The organism is Terriglobia bacterium, assembly GCA_020073085.1.
GTDB lineage: Bacteria > Acidobacteriota > Terriglobia > JAIQFV01 > JAIQFV01 > JAIQFV01.
In genome coordinates, this window is the sequence record JAIQFV010000001.1 from 229,252 (window position 1) to 245,230 (window position 15,979).

The following is a 15,979-nucleotide window of genomic DNA, read 5'->3' on the forward strand; positions in this document are numbered from 1 at the left end:
GGAAAAACCTCCAAAATCCGGAAAAACAGATTGACTTGAGTATACCGGTGGAGTAGCGTTAATCTATATTATGCTCTGGGATAGTGTCCGCTCGGCGGACCGCCCAGGTGTTTGCCCCCAGCAACGGCATCAATCAGCATCGCACCCATCCACTGCTTATTAAGGAGGCTTGGATACCATGTTGCCTGGAAAAGGTCGTCTTGCGTTCATTGCAGGTTTCGCCCTGCTCTTCTTCATCTGCCTCATGTCGGCTCCCGCTCTGGCGAAGGATGATTGGCCGGCTCCCTCCCCGGAGGAGCTGGCGATGAAAGACAATCCCGCCAGTCCCGGCGCCCACGCCATGATCCTCTACCGGGAGAGTATCAGCGACGACAAGGATTCCTTCGAAACCTATTATTACCGGATCAAGATCTTCACCGAAGCCGGAAAGAAATACGCGGACATCGAGATTCCATTTTTTCACGGCACGGGATCAGTGAAGGACATTCGCGCCCGCACCGTCCATCCCGACGGCAAGATCATGGAATGGGATGGAAAGGTGTATGAGAAGTTGTTGGTGAAGGCAGGCGGGGTCAAGCTTCAGGCCAAGACGTTCACCCTGCCGGAAGTCCAGCCGGGCAGCATCATCGAATACAAGTACCGGCTCCAGTTCGATTCCCTCAAGCTCTACAACACCCACTGGAACGTGCAGGAAGATCTGTTTACCCGAAGAGCCGTGTTCTCCCTGCGCCCCTTTATAGGCGACACCGCACCCGGATTGTATTGGCGGTCTTTCAAACTTCCCCAAGGCACGGAGCCGCAAAAGCAGAAAGACAGCTCCATGCGCCTGGAGGTCAAGGATGTCGCGGGACTGGAGGAGGAAGAGAATATGCCCCCGGCCAGCGAGGAGCGAGGCCGGCTGGAGTTCTTTTATCGGCAGAATTCCAAGGAGACCATGGAGGAGTTTTGGAAACGGATCATCAAAGGACGGGCCGACTACAGCGAAAATTTCATTGGCAAGCGCGGCGCCATCAAGCAGACCGTTGACCAGACGGTCGCCGCCGGCGACTCTCCGGAGGTCAAACTTCAAAAGCTTTATGCCCGCACACAGCAGATCCACAATTTTGCCCTGGATGTGGGAAAGACCGAGAAGGAAGAGAAGCGGGAAAAATTGAAGGACAACAACAACGTTGAGGATGTGTTAAAGCACGGCTACGGTTCGCCGCAGGACATCAACCGTTTCTTTGTGGCCCTGGCCCGCGCCGCCGGTTTCGAGGCCGATTGGGTCAACATTGCCCCGCGCAACCGGAACTTCTTCCATCCTGAACTGCAGGACACCACCCAACTGGAAGCCGACATCGTCGTGGTGGCCCTCGGCTCGGAAAAAGTGTATCTCGATCCGGCCTGCAGCTTCTGCCCGTATGGTTTTCTTCCCTGGTACGAGACCGCCGCGGGCGGCGTTCGCATCAACAAACAGGGAGGGGAGTTTGTCAACACAACCACGCCGAAAAGCTCGGATGCCCTGGTGGAACGCAAGCTGGATGTTCGCCTGGGGGCCGACGGGAAGCTGGAGGGAAAATGGACCGTGAACTTCCGCGGCCAATATGCCTTGGAACATCGTGAGGATGGTCGCACCCAGGACGAGACCGGTCGGCGCAAGGATCTCAGCGAGGAAATCAGGAAGTGGTTCCCCGCCAATGCCCTTCTCGAGATTACCAGCATGACAGGTTGGGAAGGGTCGGCTGAACCCCTCCATGTCGAAGGCACCTTGACCCTGCCCGAGTTTGGCATGTCCACCGGGCGGCGGCTGCTCCTGCCTCTCAGTATCATGGCCCCGAGTCATCCCGGACGATTCCAAACGACACAGCGGAAGCATCCCGTGTATTTCCGCTACCCCTTTCAAACCGTGGATGAGGTCACGGTGCAGATGCCGGAAGGATTCAAAGTCGAATCCCTGCCGAAGTCCGAATCCACCCCTGCCGCCAGCGCGGCCATTTTCCAGGTGTCGTGCAAGCAGGAGGGCAACCAGTTGCGCATCACGCGGCGCGAGGGCTTGGAGGGATTTTACTTCCCCCTGCAATACTACGAGGCGATTCGAAACTTCTTCGACATGATGAAGGGCAAAGATGATGAAAAAATTGTTTTGCAGTCGACTCCGTCGGCCCAGGGCCACTAGCCTTATTTTGTGGGGGCTGGTCCTCGCCTGGATCGGCACGGCGGGACCGGCCCGTGCCGCAGCACCGGAATGGCTTCGCACCGCGGCGCACGAGGCCCTGCCCGACTATCCCAAGGAAACAATTGCAGTCCTCCTGCTCTCGGAACAAATGACCATTGTTCGAGACAACGGCGAGATCGAAACGCAGTATCGACGCGCGTATAAGATCCTGCGGCCGGAGGGCCGGGAGAGGTACGGGACTTTTGCGGTGGATTTTGACAAAGACACGCGCCTGAGCAACCTGAAAGCATGGTGTCTTCCGGCCAGCGGAAATGAGTACGAGGTGAAAGAGAAGGACGCGGTGGAAACCGGTTTTTCCGAGGAACTTTACAACGACACCCACCACAAGGTGCTGACCATCCCCGCCGCCCTTCCTGGGAATGTGATCGGATACGAATACGTCCAGCGAAAACGCCCCTACATCCTTCAGGATGAGTGGTGGTTCCAACGGAACATCCCGGTGCGGCGCGCCCGTTTCTGGCTCAAGCTGCCCGCCGGCTGGGAGTTTGATTCATTCTGGGCTAACTACAAGGGCCCGGATCCGCGAGCGAACGGAGAGAACCAGTATGTGTGGGAGCTGGAAAACATTCCGGCCATTGAGAATGAACCGGAGATGCCGGCATGGCTTGCACTGGCGGGACGCCTGGCAGTGAAGTACCTGCCTCGGGACCCGTCGCTGCGGGAACAAAATCGAGCCTCATGGGAATCTGTTGGAAAATGGTATGCAGGACTCACCGCCTCGCGCCGCGACTCCACCCCGGAGATCAAACAAAAGGTCGCTGAACTGATTGCGGGCAAGACCCAAACCCTCGACAAGATGCGAGCGATCGCCTCGTTCCTCCAGCGCCAAATCCGCTACGTGGCCATCGAAATCGGCATCGGGGGTTACCAGCCTCACATGGCTGGAGAGGTTTTCACGCACCGATACGGCGACTGTAAGGACAAGGTGACCTTGCTCAGCACCATGCTGAAGGAGATTGGCATCGAATCGTACTATGTCCTCGTGGATACCGACCGGGGCATTGTGCTGCCAGGATTTCCTTCGGCCTTGAGCTTCGACCATGTGATCCTGGCGATTCGGCTTCCAGAGGAGGTGACCGGGGAGGGCTTGTTTGCCAAGCAGGACCATCCCAAGTTGGGGCGGTTGGCCTTTTTTGATCCGACCGACCCGTATACCCCGCTGGGGTATCTGCCTTCTTCCCTTCAGAAGAATTACGGCTTGTTGATCGGCCCGGCGGGCGGAGAACTGGTGGAGTTGCCGTTGCTTCCGCCGGCCAGCAATCGACTCCTGCGCACTGCAAAAATGACGTTAAATCTGGACGGAACCGTTTCCGGGGAGGTCGAAGAAATCCGATGGGGTGCTCCGGCCGCCGATCAGCGCGCCCTGTTCCTCAGGACGGCCCCGGCGGAGCGGGCCAAAGTCCTGGAGCGCTTGCTGGGCGCCTCGCTGGCAGGTTTCGCATTGACCAAGGCTTCGATCGTCGGCCTCGAAGAGTATGACCAGAACCTGGTCGTGCGCTACCAGTTTGTGGCACAAAGCTATGCCAAGACAGCCGGCAGCCTGTTGCTCATCCGGCCGCGCGTGCTGGGGAACAAGGGTTCCAGCGTCATGGAAAAACAGGAACGAAAGTATCCCGTGGAATTCTCCGAAGCCACCCTCCATTCGGACCTCTTTGAGTTCACGCTTCCGCCCGGCTTCGTCATCGACGAGCTGCCTGGACCTTTAAAAACCGAATTTGATTTTGGAAAGTACAGCAGCAAGGTCGAAGGCCACGGGAATACGCTCCGTTACGAGCGCCTGTATGAGATCAGGGACGTGATGGTTTCCAAGGAAAACTTCAGCCAGTTGAGGAAGTTCTTCCAGCAAATTGCCTCCGACGAGCGCTCCAATGCGATCCTGCGCCGGGAAATCCCTTAGCTACTGCTCCGCTCCCGGGCGGGCCAGGGTCCGCAGCCGGCGTCGCCCTATCGCCTTGGAGTCCTGTGTGAAGGCGGTCCGCCTCATTCAGGGCTGTTTCTCTTTAACATCAACCCGCTGTGCCTCCCACTCGAGGTATTTCGCAAATGTCTCTGGCTTCCCCGCAGGAGCGATTTCGAATTTTCCATGCAGCTTTCCGTCCGGCCGCCGATCGTAGGATAGCCGGTATCGTGGCGTGCCCGGTATTGCCTCGCTTACAAACGTCACCTTGGCATCAGGGCCCGTCTGAACCGTATAGTGAATGACGTGGTCTTCGACATCAAAGTAGATGGCATGGAAGACGGACGGCACACCCTCGCGATAAATGATCATGAGATCCTCATGCGTGGACGCCGGGCGGCCATTCGCTGCCGGGTATTCCGCGTGGTTCCGACGCACCAGGATGTTCTTTTGAAGATCGAATGAAAACGTAAATCGGCCCTTCGCTTCCCCCGGTTTTGCCACCGCTTCCCAGTCCCCCGCTAGAAACTGCAGGGAACCCCACACCTCTTGTTTTTCTGCCGAGATTACAGGCTGGGCCAGAAACATGAAGGCGTACAGGCACACCCAATAGCTGAAACGTTTCATATGGCACCTCGGGTTTGTAATCGCGGTCTGACCGCGTATTTCAGTTCCTGCGGCATGGTGCAAGAGCAGATTCTACCCCACAAACGGGGCTCAAACGAAGGTCTTGAGTCGGTGTGGTCGCCATCAACGTCCTCCCGCCGTCAGGTGAAATGTTCGGGGGTGAAACCCGACGCCGCCCTCAGCGTATAAGAGCAGTAGCTAAGCCTGGGTAAGCAAAGAAGCGGTGCTTGGCCGACTCGAATCGTCATCTGACCTCAAGAATCCCCGCTCCCCCATGACCTTGCCCATGGAGTTCGGAGCGGGGTCATGTTAACTTAGGCATCTGTCCACTCGGATCCAGCCAGATGGGCCTTGAGGCTCGACGGAGGAAAAACATGGAGAGTATATGGGGCGATCTTCGTTACGCATTCCGAATGCTGTGGAGGAGCCCGGGGTTCACCATGGTTGCGGTGTTGACATTGGCGCTCGGGATTGGTGCCAACTCCGCGATCTTCAGTGTCATCAATGCCGTGCTGTTGCGGCCGCTTTCATTCCGTGATCCGTCGAGGCTCGTTCTCATCACCGAGCACAGCAAGTTTCCCATCCTCACCACCTCCTATCAGAACTATGTGGACTGGCGTGACCAGAGCCATTCTTTTGACGGCATGGAAGCCACGCGCGCCACGAATCTGACCTTGACCGGCGGCGGCGAGCCGGAGCGTCTGACCGCCCGCATGGCGACGGCGGGTCTGTTTCCCTTGCTCGGCGTGGACGCGACGGTCGGCCGGACCTTTTTGAAGGAAGAAGACCGGGCGGGCGGGGCTCCGGTTGCTTTGGTCAGTTATGGTCTGTGGCAGCGCCGTTTCGGAGGGTCCCGTGATCTGATCGGCAAGACGATTGATCTCAATGCGCAACCCTATACCGTGGTCGGTATCCTCCCCTCGGGATTCCAGATCCTGCAGCCGGCCGACGTTTATGTTCCCTTTGAGCCGTGGGCCAAGACGCTGCCGGATGACCGTTCCTGGCATCCAGGGATCATGCCGGTCGCTCGATTGAAGCGGGGCGTCACCATGCTGCAAGCCCGCACCGAGATGCAAACCATCGCCAAGCGGCTGGAGCAGCAGTATCCCGTTTATGATACGGGGGTCAGCTCCGATGTGGTCGGGGTGCAGGAGCAAATGGTGCAGAACGCCCGCCCGGCCCTGCTGGTCCTTCTGGGCGCCGTGGGTTTTGTCCTGCTGATTTCTTGTGTGAACGTGGCCAATCTGCTGCTGGCCCGCGCCACATCGCGCGGCAAAGAAGTTGCGATCCGAACGGCACTGGGAGCCAGTCTCGGACGGGTCGTCCGACAACTGCTGACGGAGAGCGTCGTGCTGGCGCTTGCCGGCGGCGGATTGGGACTGCTCCTTGCCTCGGCCAGTATCGGGCCGTTGCTGAAGCTCTCAGCCGGAAGCGTTCCCAACATGGGTCCTGTCGGGATTGACCGGTGGGTCCTGGCGTTCACCATGGGGATTTCGGTCTTGACGGGAATCCTCTTCGGCCTAGTCCCGGCGCTTCGCACCGCAAAGTTGAATCTGAGGGAATCACTCAGCGAAGGTTGGCGCAGCTCGTCAGCGGGAGCTCGACATCATCGTCTCCGGGCGGCCCTGGTCGTTTCTGAGATCACCCTGGCCATGCTGCTGCTTGTCGGCGCGGGTCTGCTCCTGCGGAGTTTTCAGCGCTTGCAGGAGGTGCCGCCGGGCTTTCAGCCGGATCATCTCCTGGTGGCGGATCTTCCGATTTCGCCGACGACCTATGCCAAACCCGACCAGAGATTCCAGTTCTTCGACCGGCTCGTGGATCGTGCCAGAGGGCTCCCCGGAGTTCGCTCGGCGGGTGCTGCCTCGTTTTTGCCGGTGAGCGGGGGAGGCTCGATCATTCATTTCAACATTCATGGCCGCGCGCCGAAGAGCGCGCATGATTTTGTGGCTGCCGGCTACCGCACGATCACGCCGAACTATCTGGAGACCCTGGGCATCCCCCTGTTGCAGGGGCGGAGATTCACAGACGCGGATAATGACAAGGCGCCGGCCGTCGTCGTCATCAACGCCACCATGGCGCGAACCTTCTTCCCCGGAGAAAACCCTCTCGGCAAGCGCATGCAACTCGGGGCGCTGCCGGAGGAACAGGTCCCCTGGATGGAGATCGTGGGGGTGGTAGGCGATGTGCGGCCGGGATTGGGCCTGGATCCCCAGGCCGAAATGTACTTGCCGTATCGCCAGGCCGATGCCGTCCTGCCGGTCTTTCAGCTTTCCGTTGTTTTACGCACCTCGATGGATCCGATGACCGAGTCTTCATCGCTCCGGGCCGCACTCGCTGAAATTGACAGCAACCAGCCGCTGGTGAATGTCCGCACCATGGAAGAAAACATCTCCGGCTCGGTGGCGCAACCCCGGTTCCGAACCTGGCTGTTGGGGATCTTTGCGGTCGTCGCGCTCATCCTGGCCGCGGTCGGGATCTACGGGGTGATGTCGTACTCCGTCAATCAGCGGACGGGTGAAATCGGCGTCCGGATGGCGCTCGGCGCCGAAGCCATGGATGTCTTTCGACTCATCGTCGGCCAGGGGCTGTGGCTGGCGCTCATCGGGGTGTCGATCGGATTGCTTTTCGCTGCGGGGTTGACGCGTATCCTGCGCACTTTTCTGTTTGGTGTGAGCGCGCTCGATCCTGTCACGTTTCTGGGCGTGGCGTTGGCGCTTACGGCGGTCGGCCTCGCGGCTTCGTACCTTCCCGCGCGCAGGGCAACGAAGGTCGACCCGATGGTGGCTCTGAGAGAAGAATAAGGCTAAGCGAAAGATTTGATGCACGCTTTGCGAAAATGACAAGAGGGATCCTTGTTGAACGCAGCCTGGGGGTCTGTCTCTAAGCTGCCCCTCTGGTCAACCGGCGGGTAAAGGATCCGGAGCCGGACTCGCAGCCCTTTCATTGACGCACATCCGAGTCCCCTTCTCTTATCGGTCCGAAGACGCAGTCTCGCCACTGACAGGAGAAGGGTTGCGAAGATCCCGCGACATCATCCAAAGATCGTTGCGCTCAAACCACCCGATGCCCTTCCAAAAAGCCTTCGCCTGCGGATTTTCTCTTTCTATGAATAAGTGGCATCTCTCGATGCCGCAGGCCCGCAGTTTATCGAGGCATCGAAGCACCAGCGCGGAACCAATTCCACTCCGCCTTTCACGCCGCGCCACTGCCACATGGTGGAGGTAGCCGCGCCGTCCGTCATGCCCGCCCAAGGCCGCACCCACGAGGCGGTCTCCGTCATAGGCGACGAAGCTCATCCCGGGATTTCGGTCCAGAAAATGATTTATGCTTTCTGGCGAGTCAGATTCGCGTAATGCGATCCCTTCCGATTCCCTCCACAAAGCATGGGCCGCGGGATAATCCTGCATCGTAAATTCGCGGATTTCAACCATGGTGAACGATCGATGATTCTCCTGTTGGGGACACTCGTCGAGTTGGGCGCGCCGTGTGGGTCGCACAGTAGCTCTCACCTCGCCGGGCGCAGATCCTGAGGAGAGAGTCCCTCCGGATCTATTTTCCTTTGACCCTCTTTTTCACGGACGATGGGCGTGGACTGGGCCCCGGGGCGGCCGCAATTCCCTTCTCCTCCAAATTCCGGTATTTGTCGGTGGCTTCGACCAGTCCCGCGGCAATGCCCGGCTCCTTGGAGTTGTGCCCGGCATCGGGGACGATGATGAGTTCCGCCTCAGGCCACCGCCGGTGAAGATCCCAAGCGCTCCGGATGGGGCAGACCAGATCATATCGTCCCTGCACGATGGTCGCCGGAATGTGCCGAATGCGCTCGACATCCTCGAGGAGTTGATTCTCATTGCGGAACCAGGCGCCGTTCACGAAATAGTGACATTCGATCCGGGCGAAGGCCTCCGCAAACTCATCAGCCCCGTAGGAAGCGATAAAGTCGGCATCGGGAAGCAGCTTGCTGGTGGCCCCTTCCCAGATGCTCCACGCCTTGGCAGCAGCCTTTCGAATCCCGGTGTCGTCTGAGGTCAGACGCCGATGGTAAGCCGACATCATGTCGCCGCGTTCCACTTCGGGAATCGGCTTGAGATATTCCTCCCAAACATCCGGATAGATGTCCGACGCTCCCTGCTGATAAAACCAGAGCAGCTCCGAGCGCCGCAACAGGAAGATGCCACGCAAGACCATCGCGGTGACGCACTGGGGATGTGCCTCGGCGTATGCCAGGGCCAGGGTGCTGCCCCAGGAGCCGCCGAACACCATCCAGCGGTCAATGCCGAGATGTGTCCGCAGCTTCTCCATGTCATCCACAAGATGCCAGGTGGTGTTCTCTTGCAGGCTGGCGTAGGGCGTGCTCTTGCCCGATCCGCGCTGATCGAACATGATGATTCGCCAGGCGGCCGGGTCAAAAAACCGCCGATCCGGAGGGGTGAAACCCCCTCCCGGTCCCCCATGAACAAAAACCGCGGGCTTTCCTTGAGGATTGCCGCACTCTTCGTAATAAAGCGTATGGATCGGGGAGACCTTCAACGTTCCGGTTTTATAAGGTTCGATTTCCGGATACAGGGTTCGCATCATCTTCTCCTTCATAAATGGAATGAACACACAAAGCATTTTGGAGGCCGGAGCTTCGCTAGGAAGCACACAGGATGGGCAATTCGAAAAAGAAATTCAAGAGAAATCGACCACATTGGCGCTCCCTCCCTCACCCACCATGTACCGGACCTTGATTTCGCCGCCACCCAGCGCAATTAAAAATCAGGCTGTACGGTGTCGAGGGCCGAACGCGTGCTTGTCCTCGCCGTCCATAATCCCGGATTGGGGCGAGGTCTCCCCCCGTCCCCTCGGACGAAGCCCCGATTGACCCCCGTGGATTCCTGTGAGAGAATTTTCACAAAGCCTGTCGGACTGACCGAATGGTGGGGGGGACTGGGCGCCGACCACACCCTGCTCTTCGAGGAGGCTCACGTGGTCAGCACAATGCTGTCGCATTTCCAGGTTCTTTCCAAAATCGGAGAGGGTGGCATGGGAGAGGTCTACCGTGCGCTCGATACCAAGCTCGGGCGGGAGGTGGCCATCAAGATCCTTCCGCGAACCTTGCTCTCGGACCCTGAACGGCGGGATCGATTTGAAAAAGAGGCCCGAGCTGCGGCCGCACTCACTCACCCTAACATTGTCACGATCTACTCTATCGAAGAGGCCGAGGATCTTCGTTTTATTACCATGGAGCTGGTGCACGGCATCCTCCTCTCCAAATTAATCCCGGAACAGGGTCTCCCCCTGCGAGGGTTCTTCCGGCTGGCCATCCCGATGGCCGATGCGGTCAGCGCGGCCCACGAACGCAGCATCATTCATTGTGATCTGAAACCTGACAATATCATCGTCACGCATGAGGGCCGCGTGAAGATCCTGGACTTTGGGCTGGCCAGAACCACCTTGCGGGGACCCTTCCTGGAAGAAGGAGAGCTTCCGACACGACCGCTCGCCAATGGAATGGGGGTCTGGGGCACGCTGTCCTATATGTCCCCCGAGCAGATCGAGGGGAAGGAACTGGATCACCGCACCGACATTTTTTCACTTGGAGTCATTCTTTTCGAAATGGTCACCGGGAGGCGTCCCTTCCGGGCAAAGACCACCGCCGAGATGATTGCATCCATCCTCAAGGATACGCCTCCGTTGGTCAACGACATTAAGCCCGGACTCCCCCGGCAGCTGGGACGCATCATCCGGCATTGTCTGGAGAGGGATATCCGCAAGAGGCTGCAGATGGCGCTCGACCTGCGGAATGAACTCGAAGCCCTCGAAGCAGAAGTGGGTGCGGACAGCGAAGAGCTTCCCTCCATTGCCGTGGTCCCATTCACCGACATGAGCCAGGAGAAAGACCAGGATTACTTCTGCAAGGGCATTGCCGAAGAGATCATCAGCACCCTGAGCAAGATCAAAGATCTAAATGTCGTTTCCCGGATGTCCTCGTTCCAGTTCGATGCGAGCAGGGTGGATAGCCGCGAGATCGGCCGGCAGTTGGGCGTCAATACCCTGCTGGAGGGAAGCGTTCGCAAGGCAGGTGATCAGATCCGGATCACCGTCCAGCTAATTAATGTGTCCGACGGATACAACCTCTGGTCGGAGCGATTTGACCGTGAGTTTAAGGATATATTCGCCATCCAGGATGAGATTGCTTCCAGCATTGCACGGGTGCTGAAAATTACCCTGAGCCCGAAGGAGCGGCACATCCTGCGAAAGATACCCACGACCTGCCCCATGGCCTATGATTACTATCTCCGGGGAAGACATTTCTACTACGACTATAACAAGCGGACGGTTGAAACGGCCGTGCGGATGTTCTCCCGGGCAATCGAGATTGATCCCCAGTATGCCAACGCCTACGCCGGCCTCGCGGACTGCTGTGCGTACCTTTACATGTACGGGGGCCGGAAGGAAACCCACCGCACGGAAGCGGATGCCGCCAGTGAAAAGGCCCTGCAGTTGGATCCCGAGTCAGCCGAAGCCAACGCCTCCCGCGCGATCGCCCGCGCCCTGCTCGAGCAATACGAAGAAGCGGAAACGCTGTTTGAAAATGCCATCCGGCTGGACCCCCGGCTCTTTGAGGCGTACTACTTCTATGCCCGCACTTGCTTTGCCGAGGGAAAGGCGGAGAAGTCCCTGGGACTGTACGAAAAAGCCATGGAGGTTCGCCCGGAAGATTACCAGACGCCGCTCCTGGTGGCCCAGATCTATGATGATTTAGGCCGGCGGGGCGATGCCGAGCGAGCACGACGACGCGGGGTGGAGCTGGTGGAAAACAGACTGGGCCGGAATCCCGAAGACGTTCGCGCGCTTTACATGGGGGCCAACGGGCTCGTTGCTCTCGGCGAGAACGAAAAGGGCCTGGAATGGGCCCGCCAGGCCCTGGCGATGGATCCCAACGAACCGATGGTGCTTTATAACGTCGCGTGCATCCAGTCGCTCGCCGGAAAGATTGAGGAAGCGATCGACTCCATCGAGCGGTCAGTCGAAAACGGGTTGACTCAAAAGAGCTGGCTCGAACATGACAGCAACCTCGATCCTCTCCGCAACCATCCCCGCTTCCAGGCCGTGGTCGCGCTCCTGGGCAAGGGTTATGTCGTTTAAGGTGAGAAACAAACCGGAACCGCTCCCGCCAACCCCCTGGCTGCTGCTCATGTTCAGCCTGCCGGCGAAACAGGCGAGTCAGCGGGTCGAGATCTGGCGCAAACTGAAGCGCTTTGGCGCCGTCGCCCTGCGCAGTTCAGGACACCTTCTCCCCTCCACGCCCGAAAATCTCGAACACTTTGAATGGCTGGCCGCTGCGATACGAAAGTATCGAGGGCAGGCGTCCGTGGTCCTGGTCCATTCCATCGATGACCTCCCCTCTGAACAGCTGGCCCAATTCTTCATCGAAGCTCGATCGCGCGACTACGAAGGGTTGTGCCGCGACCTCAGGAAATCCGCCGCCGAGGGCAACCCTTCGCCCGCTCGCCGGGCCCGGCTCCGCCGACGCTTCCAGGAGATCCTGTCCATCGATTTCTTTCACAGTCCACTCCGCCACCGTGCGGAACGCCTTCTGGCACGCTTTGACCAGGAGGCCCCTTGGGCTCCTGTGCCTCCGCGGAAGGGCTTCCACGCGAAGAAAGGTTTTCAGGGCCGGACGTGGTTGACGCGCCCACGGCCCGGGATCGATCGCGCGGCGTCGGCCTGGCTGATCCGTCGATTCATCGATCCCCGGGCCCGCTTCAGGTTTGCAGGCAATGCTTCCTCCGTGAAGGAGGCCGTCCCGTTTGACATGTTCGGCGATTCTGGATTCGGACATCGTGGGGACGACTGCACCTTTGAGACCTTGTGCAAGGAGTTCGGAATCCGGGATCCGCGCGTCCGCTCGATCGCCCAGATTATTCATGATGCCGATCTTGAGGACGACAAGTTTGGTCGCCGCGAAGGTTGGGGAATCGATCGCATCCTGGCCGGCTGGGCGCGAACAACGATCTCCGACGAGGCACTCCTGCGGCGCGGGATGGACCTGATCGACGGGCTCTACCGATCCCTTTCCTGAGAGCCGGTCGCCCCCAGGACGCCGGGCGCGCGGGAGCCGCTTGCCCTGGATGGCCACGCCCCTCCGCCCGAAGCTGCCTTCCAACCCGCCATTTCCCTCTTTCCAATAATATGATATACATATAACAAGTAATGTGATATAGGTATAACTCATCTCCATGACTCCAGGAGCCGGCGATGTCACAAACAGCCAGGCGGTTGTTGCTGATTTCCAATTCGACGACCTATGGGCGGGATTTTCTGGACCATGTGGAGCCGGACCTCAAGGAGATGTTCGGGACCACCCGGCGCATCCTTTTCATCCCGTATGCCCTCTATGATCGCGCGGCCTATACGGCCAAAGCGAGAGCGCGTCTTGCGGCGATGGGATATCCTCTGGATTCCATTCATGAAGCCCCCTGTCCCGCCCGTGCCGTGGAAGGGGCTGAGGCCCTTTTCGTGGGCGGCGGCAACACGTTTCGACTCCTGAAGGCCCTCTATGAGGCCGAGGTGCTCGATCCCATCCGGCGACGCGTCGCACAGGGGATTCCCTTTGTCGGATCGAGCGCGGGTTCCATTGTGGCGGGCCCCAGCTTGAAAACGACCAAAGACATGCCGATCGTCCAACCTCCCTCCTTCGAAGCGCTCGGCCTGGTCCGGTTCCAGATCAGTCCTCACTACCTCGATCCCGACCCGCATTCGACGCACATGGGCGAGACTCAGGAGGAGAGAATTCTCCAGTTCCTCGAAGAGAACGATGCCCCGGTGGTGGGCTTGCGGGAGGGTTCATGGCTCGTCGTCGAGGAAAATTCGACGCGATTGAAAGGAAGGACGGGCGCGCGCGTTTTTCGCCGGGGATTCGATCCTGTGGAAGTCCAACCCGGAGCGACGCTCGACCCGTACATCCATTTGACGGGGCTTTCATGAGGACCCGGACCACAGTGCTGCTCAGCCGGCAGGAGACGGCCGATCTTCTCTCTTTGGAGGAGTGCATTGCCGCCGTCGAGCGGGCCTTCAAATGGCACGGCGAGGGGCGGGCCCGGCCTCCGGGAATTCTGAGCGTTCCTTCCGGGGAAGGCGCCTTCCATATCAAGGCCGGGCTGCTCGAGATTTCGGGGAAGAAGTATTTCGCGGCTAAAACGAATGGGAACTTCTTTCGAAATAGCCAACGCTTTGACTTGCCCAATATCGTTGGAACGATCGTCCTCTGCGACGGTGAAAACGGCCACCCGCTGGCGATCATGGATTCCATCGAAATCACCATTCAACGAACCGGGGCAGCCACGGCCGTCGCCGCAAAACATCTTTCCCGCCACCCATCCAGGGTCGCCGTCATTTGCGGTTGCGGAAATCAGGGACGGGTTCAACTTCGCGCCATCTCCAAGGTGCGGTCAATCGAAAGGGCTTTTGCCTATGATTCGGACAAAGCTACGGCAGACCGGTTTTGCACGGACATGTCCCGGGAGCTGGGGTTTGACGTCATGCCGACCCGAGATCTGGCAGAAGCCGTTCCCCAGAGCGATATCTGTGTCACCTGCACGCCGTCAACAGAGTACTTCTTGAAAAAGGAATATGTGTCGCCGGGCACTTTTGTCGCCGCCGTGGGCGCTGACAGCGAACACAAACAGGAACTTGATCCGGCGCTCATGAGCTCCGCAAAAATCGTGGCCGATGTTTTGGAACAGTCTGCCACGATTGGGGACCTCCATCATGCCATCGAAGGCGGATGGGTCACCCGGGCGAGCGTCCATGCGGAGTTGGGGGAGATTGTCGCCGGGAAGAAGCCAGGCCGCACTGCCGACGACGAGATCATCATTTTTGACAGCACGGGAATGGCGCTGCAGGATGTTGCGGCGGCCGCCGCAATTTATGATAAAGCTGTTGCCCGGGGCCGAGGAACGCGGTTCGACTTCTCGACCTAGAGGGGCTTCCCCTCCCTCTTCCCTCGATCCAATGACCGAATTGATCAATCCCAAGAATCGTGAGGCCTCCCAAGAAGCCCCGCTCCATTCCTTCCTGTTTTATTTTCTTCGCCTGGGCGCCCTGGGATTCGGCGGGCCCATTGCGCTGGTCGGCTACATGCAACGCGACCTGGTCGAAGGGCGGCGATGGATTTCCAGGGACGACTTTCTCGAAGGATTGGCCCTTGCCCAGCTGGCGCCCGGCCCTTTGGCCGCCCAGCTCGCAATCTATCTGGGATACCTCCGCGCCGGATTCTGGGGCGCGACGCTGGTTGGATTTGCGTTCATTCTGCCTTCATTCCTGATGGTGCTCGGGCTGTCGGCGGCCTACGTCCGCTATGGCGGTCTGCCCTGGATGCAGGCCTTGTTTTACGGGATCGGCGCCGCGGTGATTGGGATTATCACCCGGTCAGCAGCAAAGCTGATCAAGTCCAGCCTGGGAAGTGACCCGCTGTTGTGGATCATCTTCAGTGTCCTTGCGGTCTCGACGGCCGTCACGGGAAAGGAAATCATCTGGCTGTTCCTGTTGGGGGGATTGATTCCCCTGTTTATCCGAATATTCAGGGAACGCACCGCAGGACGGTCTCTTCCCAGACTCACCCTGGTGCTGACCGTTGGCGCGTTACCACTCACCAACCGGTTCTTCGAGATCTTTTTGTACTTTTCAAAAGCCGGGCTCTTTGTGTTTGGGAGCGGACTGGCAATTGTCCCGTTTCTTTATGGGGGGGTGGTTCAACAGCACCACTGGCTTAATGATCGACAATTTATTGATGCCGTGGCCGTGGCCATGATCACCCCTGGACCGGTTGTCATTACGGTCGCCTTTATCGGCTACCTGGTCGGCGGTCTGGCAGGCGCCACCGCGGCGGCGCTAGGCGTCTTCCTGCCAGTTTATCTCGTGGTGGTGATCCTGGGACCCTACTACAAGGCCATCTCCAAAGACCCCCGCGTCTCTGCCTTCGCAAAGGGGGTTACGGCCGCCGCGGTCGGGGCGATTGCCGGGGCGGTCGTTGTTCTCGCCCGCCGTTCCCTCCATGACCTCCCTACCGTCGCCATCGGTGTCGGGACCCTGATTCTTTTACTGCGTTGGAAAATCCCGGAACCGTTGATCATCCTCGCCGCTGCTCTGCTGGGCCTCGCACTTTATCGGGGATAAGAGCCGGCACTCGGGGCAAATTTTCCAATGCGGCCCTCCTCTTCTCTCTTCTTGTTGCAATATCGGCGAGAAGACTATAG

11 protein-coding genes are annotated in these 15,979 nt (G+C 59.0%); 8 read left to right on the forward strand and 3 right to left on the reverse strand.

Features of this window, described 5'->3' with window-relative positions; genetic code table 11:
* Positions 1-178 precede the first annotated feature (178 nt).
* Positions 179-2,155: a DUF3857 and transglutaminase domain-containing protein gene (locus LAO21_00925; GenBank protein ID MBZ5551251.1), complete on the forward strand. Its 1,977-nt coding sequence runs from the start codon at positions 179-181 to the stop codon at positions 2,153-2,155.
* Complete coding sequence (locus tag LAO21_00930; GenBank protein MBZ5551252.1) at positions 2,109-4,112, forward strand: DUF3857 and transglutaminase domain-containing protein; 2,004 nt, start codon at positions 2,109-2,111, stop codon at positions 4,110-4,112. Before LAO21_00925 ends, LAO21_00930 begins: the two co-directional genes overlap by 47 nt.
* Before the next feature lie 87 nt (positions 4,113-4,199).
* On the opposite strand, the gene LAO21_00935 is transcribed toward LAO21_00930, so the two are convergent.
* Positions 4,200-4,739: a hypothetical protein gene (locus LAO21_00935; GenBank protein MBZ5551253.1), complete on the reverse strand. Its 540-nt coding sequence runs from the start codon at positions 4,737-4,739 to the stop codon at positions 4,200-4,202.
* 374 nt (positions 4,740-5,113) lie between these two features.
* On the opposite strand from LAO21_00935, the gene LAO21_00940 reads away from it, so the two are divergent.
* Positions 5,114-7,540 (forward strand): ABC transporter permease, encoded by a 2,427-nt coding sequence (locus tag LAO21_00940; protein ID MBZ5551254.1) that lies wholly within the window; start codon positions 5,114-5,116, stop codon positions 7,538-7,540.
* Between the two features lie 168 nt (positions 7,541-7,708).
* On the opposite strand, the gene LAO21_00945 is transcribed toward LAO21_00940, so the two are convergent.
* On the reverse strand, positions 7,709-8,170 hold the full coding sequence (locus LAO21_00945) for a GNAT family N-acetyltransferase (protein ID MBZ5551255.1): 462 nt from the start codon (positions 8,168-8,170) through the stop codon (positions 7,709-7,711).
* Positions 8,171-8,288: 118 nt separating this feature from the next.
* Positions 8,289-9,311, reverse strand: a complete 1,023-nt coding sequence (pip, locus tag LAO21_00950; GenBank protein ID MBZ5551256.1) for a prolyl aminopeptidase — start codon at positions 9,309-9,311, stop codon at positions 8,289-8,291.
* 195 nt (positions 9,312-9,506) lie between these two features.
* On the opposite strand from pip, the gene LAO21_00955 reads away from it, so the two are divergent.
* From LAO21_00955 to LAO21_00975, 5 genes are all read left to right on the forward strand, one after another.
* Positions 9,507-11,867: a protein kinase gene (locus tag LAO21_00955; protein ID MBZ5551257.1), complete on the forward strand. Its 2,361-nt coding sequence runs from the start codon at positions 9,507-9,509 to the stop codon at positions 11,865-11,867.
* On the forward strand, positions 11,857-12,804 hold the full coding sequence (locus LAO21_00960) for a chromate resistance protein (protein MBZ5551258.1): 948 nt from the start codon (positions 11,857-11,859) through the stop codon (positions 12,802-12,804). Before LAO21_00955 ends, LAO21_00960 begins: the two co-directional genes overlap by 11 nt.
* A 176-nt stretch (positions 12,805-12,980) precedes the next feature.
* Positions 12,981-13,709 (forward strand): dipeptidase PepE, encoded by a 729-nt coding sequence (gene pepE, locus LAO21_00965; GenBank protein ID MBZ5551259.1) that lies wholly within the window; start codon positions 12,981-12,983, stop codon positions 13,707-13,709.
* Positions 13,706-14,704 (forward strand): ornithine cyclodeaminase family protein, encoded by a 999-nt coding sequence (locus LAO21_00970; GenBank protein MBZ5551260.1) that lies wholly within the window; start codon positions 13,706-13,708, stop codon positions 14,702-14,704. The genes pepE and LAO21_00970 overlap by 4 nt, the downstream gene beginning before the upstream one ends.
* A 31-nt stretch (positions 14,705-14,735) precedes the next feature.
* Entirely contained in the window at positions 14,736-15,899 is a 1,164-nt protein-coding gene (locus LAO21_00975; protein ID MBZ5551261.1) for a chromate transporter, read from the forward strand.
* Positions 15,900-15,979 lie beyond the last annotated feature (80 nt).

Excerpts from the sequence above, each read along its gene's own strand:
- LAO21_00960 (MBZ5551258.1), top strand. The coding sequence starts at position 11,857 with ATGTCGTTTAAGGTGAGAAACAAACCGGAACCGCTCCCGCCAACCCCC.
- LAO21_00975 (MBZ5551261.1), top strand. The coding sequence starts at position 14,736 with ATGACCGAATTGATCAATCCCAAGAATCGTGAGGCCTCCCAAGAAGCC.
- LAO21_00935 (MBZ5551253.1), bottom strand. The coding sequence starts at position 4,739 with ATGAAACGTTTCAGCTATTGGGTGTGCCTGTACGCCTTCATGTTTCTG.
- LAO21_00945 (MBZ5551255.1), bottom strand. The coding sequence starts at position 8,170 with ATGGTTGAAATCCGCGAATTTACGATGCAGGATTATCCCGCGGCCCAT.
- LAO21_00970 (MBZ5551260.1), top strand. The coding sequence starts at position 13,706 with ATGAGGACCCGGACCACAGTGCTGCTCAGCCGGCAGGAGACGGCCGAT.
- LAO21_00925 (MBZ5551251.1), top strand. The coding sequence starts at position 179 with ATGTTGCCTGGAAAAGGTCGTCTTGCGTTCATTGCAGGTTTCGCCCTG.
- pip (MBZ5551256.1), bottom strand. The coding sequence starts at position 9,311 with ATGCGAACCCTGTATCCGGAAATCGAACCTTATAAAACCGGAACGTTG.
- pepE (MBZ5551259.1), top strand. The coding sequence starts at position 12,981 with ATGTCACAAACAGCCAGGCGGTTGTTGCTGATTTCCAATTCGACGACC.
- LAO21_00940 (MBZ5551254.1), top strand. The coding sequence starts at position 5,114 with ATGGAGAGTATATGGGGCGATCTTCGTTACGCATTCCGAATGCTGTGG.
- LAO21_00930 (MBZ5551252.1), top strand. The coding sequence starts at position 2,109 with ATGAAAAAATTGTTTTGCAGTCGACTCCGTCGGCCCAGGGCCACTAGC.